At 42.6% G+C, this 15474-nt stretch carries 7 protein-coding genes; 6 read left to right on the plus strand and 1 reads right to left on the minus strand.

Annotated elements, in window-relative coordinates; translation table 11 throughout:
• Positions 1–8: 8 nt before the first annotated feature.
• Positions 9–1529, minus strand: a complete 1521-nt coding sequence (locus V7K67_RS16425; protein ID WP_334730044.1) for a site-2 protease family protein — start codon at positions 1527–1529, stop codon at positions 9–11.
• Positions 1530–1658: 129 nt separating this feature from the next.
• Between V7K67_RS16425 and V7K67_RS16430 the strand changes: the two genes are divergently transcribed.
• The 6 genes from V7K67_RS16430 to V7K67_RS16455 form a co-directional block, all read left to right on the plus strand.
• The gene (locus tag V7K67_RS16430; protein ID WP_335167463.1) at positions 1659–1793 is read left to right on the plus strand and encodes a hypothetical protein; all 135 of its coding nucleotides are present in this window, start codon (positions 1659–1661) and stop codon (positions 1791–1793) included.
• Positions 1794–1939: 146 nt separating this feature from the next.
• The gene (locus tag V7K67_RS16435; RefSeq protein WP_334730042.1) at positions 1940–2674 is read left to right on the plus strand and encodes an MBL fold metallo-hydrolase; all 735 of its coding nucleotides are present in this window, start codon (positions 1940–1942) and stop codon (positions 2672–2674) included.
• Positions 2675–3199: 525 nt separating this feature from the next.
• Positions 3200–3574 carry a hypothetical protein gene (locus tag V7K67_RS16440; RefSeq protein ID WP_335167465.1) on the plus strand — a complete coding sequence of 125 codons (375 nt, stop codon included), beginning with the start codon at positions 3200–3202 and terminating at the stop codon, positions 3572–3574.
• A complete protein-coding gene (locus tag V7K67_RS16445; protein WP_335167467.1) occupies positions 3575–9118 on the plus strand; it encodes a trifunctional serine/threonine-protein kinase/ATP-binding protein/sensor histidine kinase in 5544 nt (1847 codons plus the stop codon). It abuts the gene before it with no gap.
• 115 nt (positions 9119–9233) lie between these two features.
• Positions 9234–15161 carry an AAA family ATPase gene (locus tag V7K67_RS16450; protein WP_335167469.1) on the plus strand — a complete coding sequence of 1976 codons (5928 nt, stop codon included), beginning with the start codon at positions 9234–9236 and terminating at the stop codon, positions 15159–15161.
• Between the two features lie 74 nt (positions 15162–15235).
• A partial coding sequence (locus V7K67_RS16455; RefSeq protein WP_335167471.1) for a hypothetical protein occupies positions 15236–15474 on the plus strand: 239 nt, incomplete at its 3' end.

Raw genomic sequence — 15474 nt, forward strand, 5'->3', positions numbered from 1 at the left:
AATACTTTTTAAATTTGTAAAAAGTTAGCGATCGCCTGTGGTAATGGCAGAATGATTACAATCAACAAAGCCATTGCCAGTAATCCCCAAACGTCACGTTGGTTATCCAATTCAGTGACATCATTCAGCGCCGGTTCATCAATCAACGGCATAAATAATAAGATAATCGCCCATACCAAAAATTCTTCTCGTACTAAAGCCAGTAATAGCAACAACATCCGAGCAATTTGACCAATGACCAGAGCAGTTCTCTGCCCAAACATCGCATGGACAATATGACCTCCATCTAATTGTCCTACAGGCATTAAATTTAACGCTGTCACAATTAATCCCAGAAAACCTGCTACTGCAACTGGATGCAGGTCAAGGGCTGATTTTGCTGTTAACTGACTTCCTAAAGCTAACTTCGAGAGTAGCGCCAATAAAATTGAATACTTGGGATTGAGGGCATCAGGATTCAAAAGTGGGGTTTTTTCAGTCAGGGAAACTATATCAGAATGAGCCAAGCCCCATATTAGTAATGGCAAGGTAACAGCAAAACCTGCAAATGGCCCAGCGATACTAATATCAAATAAAGCTTTACGGTTGGGAATGGGACTACGCATCTGAATAAATGCACCAAAAGTTCCCAAGAAGAAAGGCACGGGAATAAAGTAAGGCAACGTCGAGCGAATCTTGTAAAATCTCGCTGTTAAATAATGCCCAAGCTCATGAATGCCCAAAATAGTCATCAATCCTAGAGCATAGGGCAATCCCTTAAATAGGACATCTGGGTTAGATAGAACTTTGAACAGAGAGCCAATATTCCATATAGGCGGCAGAGTAACACCATCAATTTCCACGCCTACCAAGGTAGTAGTTAGCAAAGTAGCTAGTAGTAGTAGTAGTGCTAATCCTGGTCGAGTTAAGCGTTCTTGGTCGCGTTGTGGTGTATTTCTCTCTTTAGCAGCTTGAACGTTGGGAACCAGCACAAAGAAAGGTTTGTCATTTAGACCTTCTTGAAAAATCAGCAAGAAGCGATCGCCAAATTGTGCTTCAATATTAGTCTTAATCTGCTGGTAAGCATTGCTGGCTTTAGTTCGCAACTGACCACGGCAAATTACAGATTGAGGCCGATACTCAATATTTTGAACGTAGTATACAGACCAAGGAAAACAATTTCGTAGTAGGGTTTCTTCTGTTGGTTCAATGGGACGCACTATTGGTTCTGGGGTAGGCTGGATAGTTGACTGCGATTCTGAGGCTTGGGCTTGGGCTCCGGTCTGTGTATCTCTTGGTACTTGACGCCCCCATTGAAACAACATCCAGTACAACACTGTGCAAACAAATATTGACCAGATGATCAGCCCTGGCGGCGGCGGTTGTTTCGCGCCGTAGAACAGTGTCCATCCACTCAACAGAAATGCTGGTGTCATTAAAACCAGCCACAACAACCATACTGGTGTTCGGGTGATGTGAGCGACGCTGTGCTGCACCATTAGATAAGTAGCTAGCCCCAGCAGGAGGATAAACAAAAACCAAAATGCCATGTTATCTTCAGTAATTTTGACAAAACGCCCCACCAGTAGCTTCAGCACCATAGCATTAACTACAAGGCAGACCTCAAATCCCAATTTTTTCAACAGGTTAACAGGGGACTGGGTATTGGGGACTGGGTATTGGGGACTGGGTATTGGGGACTGGGTATTGGGGACTGGGTATTGGGGACTGGGGAAGAAATTCTTTTAAGATTTGGTTGGCGTACCAATAATCTCCATTCAAATCTTCCCCAGTCCCTAGTCCCCAATCCCTAGTCCCCAATCCCTAGTCCCCAATCCCCAATCCCCAATCCCTAGTCCCCAATCCCTAGTCCCCAATCCCTAGTCCCCAATCCCTAGTCCCCAATCCCCAGTTCAATCTTGAGAATTGCCACACTGTAACCAGATTGTCTACTTTGATTATGTGCCCTTTACCTCAACAACCGAGTTATACAACTAAGCCACCACGGTCTGTGTTCCCTGACGAAGTTCCTAGCGGAATTTCTCTGCAATCGGACTTCGCACAAGAGAGCATTTTTGCTTTTCCACCCAATCGGGACACTTTAGGAGGAACCTCTTATTTTATTGTAAGAAATGAAGGCAATATCCTCATAGATTGCCCTGCCCTAGAGCAAACAAATCAAGATTTTTTGCGATCGCATGGAGGCGTGCGTTGGTTATTTCTCACCCATCGAGGCGCAATTGGCAAGACTGCTGAATTTCAGCAAACCTTTGGCTGCGAGGTGCTGATTCAAGAACAAGAAGCATATTTATTACCAGGCTTAACCGTAACTACCTTTAGGCAAGAATTTACTCTTGATGCAGCAACACAAGTGATTTGGACACCAGGCCATTCTCCCGGCTCATCTTGTCTCTACTATAGTAAACTTGGAGGTATATTGTTTTCTGGTCGCCATTTAGTCCCCAATCAGCAGGGTAAACCAGTATTATTACGGTCAGCTAAAACCTTTCACTGGCCAAGGCAAATTCAGAGTCTTCGATTATTATTAGAACGTTTTACACCAGAAACTCTCCAGTACATTTGTCCTGGAGCTAATACAGGTTTTCTCAGAGGCAAGCGTCTCATCGAGCAAGCTTATCAACACCTCTCCTGTGTGGATTTACCAGCTTTGCTGCGGATAGAGCCTCTATTTTAGAGGTAGGGTGGTTTCATCCGAAAAAATAAAAGTATGGAAGTCTTTATTTCTCATGTAGAACCAGAGATTTTGACCCCTCTCCAAACCTCTCCCCGTTGGCGTCAGCCTGCCGTTAGGCAAGCGGGGAGAGGCTTTGAAAGCTAGTTGCAGTTTTTCTCTATTTGTATAAAACCGTCTTAGAGGATGTCTGAGAAGTATAAAATATTTGCTGATCCCCCCTAGCCCCCTGAAAAAGCGGGTAATAAAAGTCTCAAAGTCCCCCTTTTTAAGGGGAGCCACTGCGGTCTTGGGGTCTCCCCAAGTAGAGCAAGTGGCGTGGATTTAGGGGGATCTCCAAGGATTAAGTGTATATAAAAAAACTTTTCAGACATCCTCTTAGAGGAGCAAGGGAGGCAGGGAGAGAATAACTATTGATTATTTTATTGCCCAATGCCCAATGCCCAATGTCATTTTTCTAACGTTTGTTAACCAAGATATTGTCCTGGGAATTATAACGCTAGTATACAGAAATTTTCGTAGGAATTTATGAGCGCAAAAATTGATGGAGCTTTAAGGATCGCTGGATATCGAACCATAGAACAACTTTATTCAGGTTCTCGTACCCAAGTGTATCGGGCAATTCGAGAATGCGATCGCCTACCAGTTGTCATCAAGCTCTTAAAACGAGAATACCCAACTTTTAGCGAATTAGTACAGTTTTGCAACCAATATGCGATCGCCAACAACCTAGATATTCCCGGTATCATTAAACCCCACAGCTTAGAACCGGATCGCAACGGTTATGCCTTAGTCATGGAAGACTTTGGTGGCATTTCCTTACGGCAATTTACTCAAGGAAAAACACTAACTTTAGAGCAATTTCTACCCATTGCTCTGCAACTGTTAGACACTTTACACTAGTTGCATCAACAGCGTGTCATTCACAAAGACATTAAGCCAGCCAACATCTTAATTCACCCTGACACCAAAGAAATCAAGCTGATTGACTTCAGTATTGCTTCACTCTTACCACGAGAAACCCAAGAAATCCAAAGTCCCAACGGACTGGAGGGAACGTTAGCGTATCTGTCGCCGGAGCAAACCGGACGGATGAACAGGGGCATTGACTACCGCAGCGACTTTTATTCATTAGGTGTGACTTTCTTTGAACTACTGAGTGGACAACTGCCCTTTGAATCCCATGATCCAATGGAGTTGCTACATTGTCACATTGCGAAACTTCCACCCTTGGTCTGCGATTTCAACCCCGATTTGCCCTTGATGTTGGGTGAGATGATCCGTAAGCTAATGGCGAAGAACGCCGAAGACCGCTATCAGAGTGCTATGGGACTGAAACATGACCTTGTTACCTGCTTAGAACAGTGGCAAGCAACAGGCAAGCACACCTGGTTTGAATTAGGACAGCGAGATATTAGCGATCGCTTTCTCATCAGAGAAAAACTCTACGGACGGGAATCACAAGTGCAGACGTTACTGGAGGCATTTGGTGATGTTGCCAATGGTGGCTGCCAATTGATGCTGGTGGCAGGTTTCTCTGGCATTGGCAAAACCGCAGTTGTCAATGAAGTGCATAAGCCAATTGTGCGCTGGAACGGCTACTTTATCAAGGGCAAGTATGACCAGTTCAACCGCAACATTCCTCTGTCTGCTTTTGTGCAAGCTTTTCGTGATTTGATGGGACAGTTGCTTAGTGAAAGTGATACCCAATTACAGCAATGGCAGAGTCAGATTTTAGGGGCAGTTGGAGAGAACGGGCAACTCCTGATCGAGGTGATTCCTGAACTAGAGCAGCTGATCGGCAAACAGCCTGCCATCGCTGAACTATCAGGTAATGCGGCACAGAACCGTTTCAATCTGCTGTTTCAAAAGTTCGTTCAGGTGTTCACGACAAAAGAGCATCCGTTGGTGATATTTCTCGATGATTTGCAGTGGGCAGATTCGGCATCGCTCAATTTGCTGAAGCTGTTGATGGCCGAGAGCAATCGCGGTTATCTATTGATTATTGGGGCATACCGCGATAACGAGGTGTTTGCGGCTCATCCCCTGATGTTAACGCTAGATGAAATTGAAAAGGCATCCTCCCGCGTCAACACCCTGACCCTAACTCCCTTGAGTCAAGCAGATGTGAATCATTTGATCGCCGACTCGCTGTGTTGTGCAACAGGACAAGCGTTGCCGTTGACAGAGTTGGTTGAGCAAAAAGCTAAAGGCAATCCTTTTTTCACAACTCAGTTTCTGAAGGCGCTGTATGAGGATGGGTTGATTACCTTTGATTGGGAGGCAGGTTTTTGGCAGTGTGATGTGTCGCAAGTGCGATCGCTCGCTCTCACCGATGATGTGGTGGAATTTATGGCCCAACAGCTTCAGAAATTGCCCGACATCACTCAAGATATTTTAAAACTGGCAGCTTGTATTGGTAATCAGTTTGATTTGGCGACGTTGGCGATCGTTTCTGAAAAGTCCCAGACGGAAACTGCCTCAGACTTGTGGAAAGCACTGCAAGAAGGATTTATCATTCCCATCAATGAAATTTACAAGTTTTATCAGGATTCCTCATTGGTGATTGGTCATTTACAAATGACAAATGACCAAGGACAAATGACGGTTTACAAATTCTTGCACGATCGCATCCAACAAGCTGCCTATTCCCTCATCCCAGAGGAGCAAAAACAGGCAACTCACCTGAAAATTGGGCAACTGCTGCTGAACAATGCGCCAGTCACAGAACAGAACGAAAATCTATTTGAAATTGTCAATCAACTCAATATCGGCAAATCCCTGATTATTGAACCATCGCAGCAAATAGAACTCGCTCAACTTAATTTGAACGCCGGACAAAAAGCCAGAGCTGCCACAGCTTATGCAGCTGCATTCGAGTATTCCACCACGGGCATCGCCTTGCTGAACCAAAACTTGGAGGAGTCTTGCTGGGAAACCCACTACGACCTCACCTTACCACTATATGAACTAGCAACAGAAACCGCATACCTCAACGGCGATTTTCAAGAGATGGAGCAATGGGCAAATATTGTTATGCAACAGGCAAAAACTGCTGTTGACAAAATGAAAGTCTATGCTATCAAAATCCAAGCTTATATGGCGCAAGTCAAAAAGCTAGAAGCAGTCCAAATTGGCTTAGAAGCTCTGGAATTGCTGGGAGTCAGCTTACCTAAATCACCCGAACCCTCAGACATTCAGCAAGCACTGACTGAAACTATCAGCAATCTGCAAGGGAAGAAGATAGAAGACTTCATTAACCTACCTGTAATGACAGATGTCGAGAAGTTAGCAGTTGCCAGAATGTTAGCAAGTATGGGGCCTCCTACTTATCAAGCGACACCTGTACTGTTTCCCTTGGTGATGTGTGAACTGGTAAATTTATCAATTCAATATGGAAATTCACCTTTCTCCAGCTATGGTTATGCTTGTTACGGTATCCTCTTAAATGCAATGTTTCAGGATGCTGATTCTGCTTATAAATTTGGTAAGTTAGCATCAACCCTAGCGGAAATATTCAATTTTTCAGAAATCAAAGCATCTGTATTTCTTGTAGTAGGAACATGCACAATTCATGGCAAAGTAGATGTTAGAGAAACATTACCAATTCTCTCTGATGGATATCAAAACGGATTGGAAAGTGGTAACTTTGAATTTGCTGCCTACTGTGCCGTACACAAATGCCAACACTTGTATTTGATTGGACAAGAACTGACTGTGCTTGAACGAGAAATGGCTAGTATCAGTGATGCTCTGGTTGGACTCAAGCAAGAAAATGCTTTAGCTTGGAATCGCGTCTTTCAACAATCAGCAGTGAATTTATTAAATCCCTCAGAGAATTCTTGGGAATTACAGGGTGAAATATATAACGAAAAAATATCTTTGCCACTGCTTCAGGATGCTAATCATAGAAGTGAACTTCACTATATTTATCTCAACAAACTGATTCTTTGCTATCTGTTTGGAGAATACAAACAAGCACAGGAAAATGCACTGCTAGCCGAACAGTATTTAGATGCAGTGCAAGGACTTTTTGTCGTACAGGGATTCTATTTCTATGATTCTTTGGCTCACTTAGCAATCTATCCATCTGGATCGCATTCGCAACAAGAATACATCCTAAATCGAGTTACGAATAATCAGGAAAAGATGAAGCAATGGGCAACCGATGCACCAATGAATTTCCAGCATAAACTTGATTTGGTTGTCGCCGAACAGAACCGGATTCTAGGTAACAAAGCTGAGGCGATGGATTTGTACGATCGCGCCATAACTCTAGCCAAAGAAAATGGCTACATCCAAGAAGAAGCGCTGGCCAATGAACTAGCCGCTAAATTTTACCTCGATTGGGGCAAAGAGCGGGTTGCTCAAGAATACATAACGAACGCCTACTATGGCTATGCTCGTTGGGGCGCTAAAGCCAAAGTCGCCGACTTGGAACAACGCTATCCCCAACTCCTCGCCCCCATCTTAGAGCAAACCCGTTCTTCCCTCTCCACTCACGAAACTATCTTCACATTGGGGAGTGTCACCTCCACCAGTTCCAGCAGTAGCAGCGTCTCTCTTGCTTTAGATTTAGCTACCATTCTCAAAGCTTCTCAAACTATCTCAGGCGAAATCGAACTCGAAAAACTACTTTCAGCTTTGCTACATTTGGTCATTGAAAATGCTGGAGCAGATAAGTCTGTGTTGATGCTCGTAGAAGAAAGTCGTTTACTGATTCGGGGGATAGCACAACTTTCTAGTAGCGTCACATCATTACAGCACAAGGAAGTCGATTTTTACCCAATGTTGCTCAAACCGGAGCCTGTTGAAGACTCTGTTGATGTGCCAGTTAGCTTAATTAATACTGTCAAACGCAGCTTACAACCAGCAGTAATTATTGATGCCAGAGTGCATCAAAAATTAATCAATGATCCGTATATTCAGCAACAGCAACCCAAGAGCATCTTATGCAGCCCGATTTTGCATCAGGGTAAGTTACTTGGCATTTTGTATCTGGAAAATAACCTAGCAACCGGAGCATTTACCAGCGATCGCGTCGAACTGCTCAACTTACTTTGCGCTCAAGTGGCGATTTCCCTAGAAAATGCCCGACTTTATGAGCGAGAACAGGAAAAATCTCAACACTTACAAGCATCACTAGAACAATTAAAACAGACCGAAGCATCTCTAGCCGAAGAACGAGAGTTTTTGAATGCCATCATTCACAATATTACAGATGGGATTGTTGTCTGTGATGCTAGTGGCAAATTGACCTTATTCAACAAAGCAACTCGTGACTTTCATGGCTTACCAGTAGAATTATTACTGCCAGAACAATGGGCAGGACACTTCTTACTCTATCAACCTGATGGGCAAACACTCCTATCAACAACAGAAATTCCTTTGTTTCGCGCCTTGCAAGGGGAAATAGTCGAAAATGCCGAATTGGTCATTGCGCCAAAGCATGGTTTAGCGAGAAATTTGTTAGCAAGCGGACAAGCGATTGTCGATTCTTCGGGTAACAAACTCGGTGCGGTAGTTGTGATGCGAGATATTAGCGATCGCAAACTAGCAGAAGTTGCCTTACAACAAAAATCACTCTTATTACAACAAGCATTAAACGATTTACAAAACGCCCAATTACAAATTGTCCAAAGTGAAAAAATGTCAGCACTGGGCAACTTAGTTGCTGGTGTGGCTCACGAAATGAATAATCCCCTCGGTTTTATAGCTGCTAGTCTCAAACAAGCTAAACCCACTATTGCAGATATTGTTGAACATTTAAAGCTTTATCAAGAAAGTTTACCCAACAAAAATGATCAAATCAAAGACCATGCTGAATCAATCGACTTGGATTATAGCTTATCAGACTTGCCCAAGATGATTGATTCTATGTCTATGGCGTGCGACAGGTTAAAAAATATCAGCACCAGTCTCCGCACTTTCTCCCGTGCCGATCGAGATTATAAAGTACCATTTAATATTCACCAAGGCATCGACAGCACGATTTTAATTTTAAAACATCGTCTCAAGGCTAATGAACAACGTCCAGCAATTGAAGTGATAACTGAGTATGGAGATTTGCCTCAAATTGAGTGTTTTCCTGGACAATTAAATCAGGTATTTATGAATTTGCTCGCCAATGCCATTGATGCCTTAGATGAGTCTAGTATGGGGCGAGGCTTTACAGAAAATCAAGCAACCTCTCACCGAATTAAAATTGGGACTTCGAGAGAAAAAAATCTAGTTAAAATTGCTATTGCCGATAATGGCAAGGGGATGGATGAGCAAATAAAATTAAAAATATTTGACCATTTATTTACGACAAAATCTGTTGGTAAAGGAACAGGATTAGGATTAGCGATCGCTCGTCAAATTGTTGAAGAAACTCACGGCGGAAAATTGAGTTTTAACTCTGTTTTGGGTGAAGGAACAGAATTTATCATTGAAATTCCGGTATAGTTTTTGGTGATTTTGATTTGTTCTCCAGCGAGGGGTTCAGATCCCCGACTTCGCATAAGTTGTCGGGGATCTTTTTTGGGAATACTAAGTCTGGAAATCTTAAGGATTTAGCAATATGGTTAGCACTCTAGTCAGTATTCCCGGATACAAGGTTAGCGAAGAACTCTACAATGGTTCCAGAACCGTAGTTTATCGAGGGTATCAAGAGACTGACTCATTACCTGTAGTGATTAAACTGCTGAAAAATCCGTATCCAAGTTTCAGTGAACTCTTGTCGTTTCGCAATCAGTACACCATAGCCAAAAATCTCAACTCACCTCTGATTGTCCAAACTTATAGCCTAGAATCATACCAAAATGGCTATGCGTTGGTAATGGAAGACTTTGGGGGAATTTCTCTCAAAGATTATTTCACCTCTCACCAGACGCGATATATCGCGTCTTTAGAAGAACTTTTGCAGATTGCGATCGCTCTCTGCAATACCTTAGACACACTCTACCGAGAGCGGATTATACACAAAGATATCAAACCCGCTAATATTCTTATTAATCCCGAAACCAAACAAGTTAAATTAATTGACTTTAGTATTGCATCTTTACTACCACGGGAAACGCAGACACTAATCAATCCCAATGTCTTAGAAGGGACACTCAGTTATATTTCCCCAGAACAAACAGGCAGAATGAATCGGGGGATTGATTACCGGACTGATTTTTATTCTCTGGGTATGACATTCTACGAGTTACTTACAGGAGAGTTACCATTTAAATCAAACGATCCAATGGAGTTGGTACATTCTCATATTGCTAAACTTCCACCATCCCTTCGGGAAGTCAAAAGTCAAAAGTCAAAAGTCAAAAGTGAAGAGATTCCGCAAATCTTGTCAGATATCGTCATGAAATTGATGGCAAAAAATGCCGAAGATAGATATCAGAGTGCTTTGGGATTGAAGTTTGATTTAGAAAATTGTTTACATCAGCTACAAGTTGATGGTGTAATTAAGGGTTTTGAAATTGCACAGAGGGATGTGTGCGATCGCTTCATCATCCCTGATAAACTCTATGGAAGAGAAACTGAAGTAGAAAGCCTACTTCAAGCCTTTGAAAGAGTCAGCCTTGGTGCAACAGAAATGATGCTGGTAGCTGGCTTTTCAGGGATTGGGAAAACTGCGGTTGTCAACGAAGTTCATAAACCGATTGTGCGCCAACGCGGTTATTTTATCAAAGGGAAATATGACCAATTTCAACGAAATATTCCCTTCAGTGCCTTTGTGCAAGCATTCCGGGATTTAATTGGACAATTATTAACTGAAAGTGATGTCCAAATCCAGCAATGGAGAAACCAAATATTAGAGGCAGTTGGGGAAAATGGACAAGTAATTATTGAAGTTATCCCCGAATTATCAAGAATTATTGGTGAACAACCAGCCGCTATAGAATTATCAGGAACGGCGGCAGAAAATAGATTTAATTTATTGTTTCAAAAATTTATCCAAGTTTTTACCAGTGCTGAACATCCCTTAGTGATGTTTTTAGATGATTTGCAATGGGCAGATTCAGCATCACTGAAGTTAATGCAGCTATTGATGGCTGATACAAAGCATCTTTTGTTAATTGGTGCGTACCGTGATAACGAAGTCAACTCAGCACATCCATTGATGTTGACTTTGAGTGAAATTCAAAAAAACCAAGCAACGATTAATACGATTACTTTAGCACCACTGAATCAAGTCATAGTGAATCAATTAGTTGCTGATACACTGAAATGTCAGGAAAGTTTGGCATGGAGTCTTTCTCAATTAGTCTATCAAAAAACTCAAGGTAATCCGTTTTTTGCAACCCAGTTTCTCAAAGCATTGCATCAAGATAGGCTAATTGAATTTACCCCCCCAACCCCCCCTTACCAAGCAGGGGGGTGGCAATGTGACATTGTACAAGTAAATCAGCAAGCGGTTACAGATGATGTTGTCGCCTTTATGGGTTTTCAATTGCGAAAACTGCCACAATCAACTCAACAGGTGTTACAGTTAGCTGCTTGTATTGGCAACCAGTTTGATTTAGAAACTTTAGCAATTGTTTGTGAACAATCCCAAATCGAAACGGCTTCAGATTTGTGGAAAGCGTTGCAAGAAGGGTTGATTTTACCGATTAGTGATGTTTATAAATTTTATCAACATGAAACTGCTAATAGCTATTTGCCCATTGCTAATAGAAATCAACAAATAGCTATTAGCAATGAGCAATTAGCAAGTTACAAATTTTTACATGACCGAGTACAGCAAGCTGCCTATTCCCTGATTCCCGATGAGCAAAAAACAGCAACTCATCTCAAAATTGGACAATTACTACTGCACAGTTCCTCGGAAGTAGAACTGGAAGAAAAACTATTTGATATTGTCAGACATTTAAACCAAGGAATTGAGCTAATCACCCAACCGCAAGAACGGGAAGCCTTAGCCCAACTTAACTTCAAAGCTGGAGTGAAGGCGAGAAATTCTACAGCTTATACTGCGGCAAGAGTTTATTTGCAAACAGGGATTGACATACTGACAGCCAACTGCTGGCAAGATCAATATGAATTGACTCTGAATCTCCATGTTGCTGCTACCGAAGCCGCTTATTTGAATGCTGATTTTGATGGCATGGAAAAAATAGCAGCAGTGGTGTTAGAAGAAGCTGAGACGATTTTAGACAAAATCAAAATTTACGAAATTCAAATCGTCGCCCAGACAGCCCAGGGCAAGATATTAGAAGCGATTGCAGTGGGAAGAGATGCACTCTTGCAATTGGGGGTTGAACTCCCCATTGCACCTGACGAAGCCAAAATTGCTAAAGCGCTGCAAACCGTAGCCAGTCTTCAAGGTGACAGAGGGATTGAGGAATTAGTCGATCTACCTGTAATGAGCGATGGCCACACTCAGGCAGCTATGCAACTCTTAGGAATATTATTTTCACCGATTCTACAGGCAATGCCCGGATTACTGCCCATACTGAGCGCAACGATGGTGAGTTTATCACTCCAGTTTGGGAATGCACCAGGATCAACGGTGGGGTATATGATTCACAGTATGGTGTTGTGTGCTTTTTTGGGAGAAGTGAAATCTGGGTATAGCTTTGGGCGATTAGCAATCAACTTGCTCGATCGATTTAATGTCAAGGAATTCAAGTGTAAAGTTCTACTTCTGTTTGCAGCCTGGGTTCAACATCACCAGGAATCTCTCAGGGCAACGATGCTGACGAAGAAAGATGGCTATGCAACTGGTATGGAAACTGGTGATTTTCTCAACGCTGGCTACAACGCGCTCAATTACCTCGTTGCCAAACTTTTTGCTGGGATGGAACTGGACATTTGGGAACCCGAAATCGCAGGTTACAGGGCTGTCTTAGTGCAGATAAAACAACATTCTGCCCTGACTTATTTGGATCTTATGCAGCAAACTGTGCAGAACTTGAGGGCAGCCCGTATTCTGTCGGATTGCTTAATTGGCAGTACCTACGATGAAACGGTGATGATTCCTAAGTACCATCAGGACAAGGATCTCACAGCGATCGCTACTGCTTACACTTACAAACTGATGCTTGCCTACTTTTGTGGTAACTACACGGCTGCCCTAGACTATAACGCCCAAGCCAAACAGTATTTAATGGCAGTATCAGGGATGATTTTTATTCTCATTTTTCATTTCTACACAGCCCTGACGTATTTGGCACTCTTGTCCACACAGGCAGAGTCGGAGCAAGGCGAATTTCTCGTCTTGGCGCAAACCCATCAAACTATTTTGCAACAGTGGGCGCAAAATGCCCCGATGAATCATCTGCATAAATGGTATTTAGTTGAGGCAGAAAAACAACGAGTGTTGGGCAATAAAGCCGAAGCAATTGAACATTACGATCGCGCCATCATTGGAGCCAAAGAAAATGATTATATTCAGGAAGAAGCGCTAGCTAATGAACTAGCCGCAAAATTTTACCTCGACTGGGGTAAACAGGAGATTGCCCAGGTATACATGACGAAGGCTTACTATGGCTATGCTCGTTGGGGTGCAAAAGCCAAAGTCGCTGACTTGGAAAGACGCTATCCCCAACTCCTGACTCCTATTCTCCAACAAACTCGCACTCCTTTCTCAGTTAACGAAACCGTCTTCGCATTAGGAACAGTCACCTCCACTAGTTCTTCTAGTTCTTCCTCCAGCGTCTCCAATTCTCTCGATTTAGCCGCTATTCTCAAGGCTTCCCAAAGTATCTCAGGTGAAATCGAACTAGAAAAATTGCTCTCATCGTTGCTTGCGATCGTCATCGAAAATGCGGGGGCTGATAAATGCGTGCTAATGCTGTTGCGAGACGATCACCTGCTGATCAAAGGGTCAATTATTGAGGGTTCGGAGCCGGTAGTGTTGCAGCGCCTTCCCGTTGAGGAGAGTCAAGATATTCCCCTAAAGCTAATTTATAAAGTGAAGAACAACAGACAGACCGTTGTGCTGCTTGATGCAACGGCCGATCCGATTTTAGCCAATGACCCTTATATCATGCGTCAGCAGCCTCAGAGTATCTTGTGCAGCCCGATTTTACATCAAGGGAAGTTGCTGGGTCTTTTGTACTTAGAAAACAAGTTAACAACGGGGGCGTTCACGAGCGATCGCGTCGAACTACTGAATTTACTCTGCGCTCAAGCCGCGATTTCTTTGGAAAATGCCCGACTTTATGAGCGATCGCTAGAAAATGCCCAACAGCTAGAGCGATCGCTGAATGAGTTGAGTGTGGTTCAGTCTCGCTTTCACAATCTAGTAGACAATGTGCCTGGGGTAGTTTATCAATATCGCATAACTGCCGATGGGGTTATATCGTTGAGCTACATTAGTGCCGACTGTTACAGCTTGCTCGAAATTACCCCAGAGCAAGCTATGTCCAATTGGCAGTTTTTCGACAATATAGTGCATCCAGATGATACCGAGAGTTATGAGCAGTCCAACATTCAAGCCATTCAAAACCTATGTCCCTGGCAATGGTCAGGACGAATTGTTACATCCTCTGGAATTATCAAGTGGATTCATGGGGAATCTCGAATCAAAAAATTTGCCGATGGATCTATGGTTTGGGATGGATTATTTTTGGATATTAGCGAACAGCAAGCTGCGCTACACGAACGTAAACTTGCTGAACTTACCTTACAGCAAAAATCACTCTTACTAGAACAAGCGCTAACTGATCTGCAAAACGCCCAATTAAAAATGGTGCAAAGTGAAAAAATGTCTGCGTTGGGTAATTTAGTTGCTGGTGTAGCTCACGAAATGAATAATCCTTTAGGCTTTATTTCTGCCAGTCTAAAACTTGCTAAACCTACTATCGCTGATATTGTTGAACACTTAAAACTCTATCAAGAAAATTTACCCAACAAAGCTGATGAAATTCTTGACCATGCTGAATCAATCGACTTGGATTATAGTTTAGAAGACTTGCCCAAGATGATTGATTCTATGTCTATGGCGTGCGACAGGCTCAAAAACATCAGCACTAGTTTAAGAACTTTTTCCCGTGCCGATCAAGACTACAAAGTGCCTTTCAATATCCACCAAGGCATTGATAGCACCATTCTCATTCTCAAACATCGTCTCAAGCCGAATGAACAACGTCCTGCTATTGAAGTTGTCACCAACTACGGGAATTTACCTCAAGTTGAATGTTTCCCTGGTCAATTAAATCAGGTATTTATGAATCTGATAGCAAATGCTATTGATGCCTTGGATGAATCAAATCAGGGACGCAGCTTTGAAGAAATTCAAGCCAATCCTAACTGCATTAAAATTACAACCTCAGTAGCTGACAATCTAGTTAAAATTGCCATTGCTGATAATGGCAAGGGGATGAATGAACAAGTCAAATCCAAAATATTTGACCATTTATTTACGACGAAAGCTGTTGGTAAAGGGACGGGGTTAGGATTAGCGATCGCTCGTCAAATTGTCGAAGAAACCCACGGCGGAAAATTGAGTTTTAACTCTGTTCTGGGTCTAGGTACAGAATTTATCATTGAAATTCTGGTATAATTTTTGGCGGTTTTTGGTAAACAACTTCAAATATCTGGGAATACTAAATCTGGAAATCTTCAGGATTTAGCAGCATGGTTAGCACTTTAGTAAGTATTCCCGGATATCGTATCAGTGAAGAACTCTACAATGGTTCCAGAACTCTGGTTTATCGAGGGTATCGAGAAACTGACTCGTTAAGAGTAGTGATTAAACTGCTGAAAAATCCTTATCCCAGCTTCTCTGAACTCTTGTCGTTTCGCAATCAATACACCATCGCCAAAAATCTTAACCATCCGGGAATTATTCAAACTTATAGCCTAGAACCATACCA

The organism is Nostoc sp. (assembly GCF_036917155.1).
Classification (GTDB): Bacteria; Cyanobacteriota; Cyanobacteriia; order Cyanobacteriales; family Nostocaceae; genus Nostoc.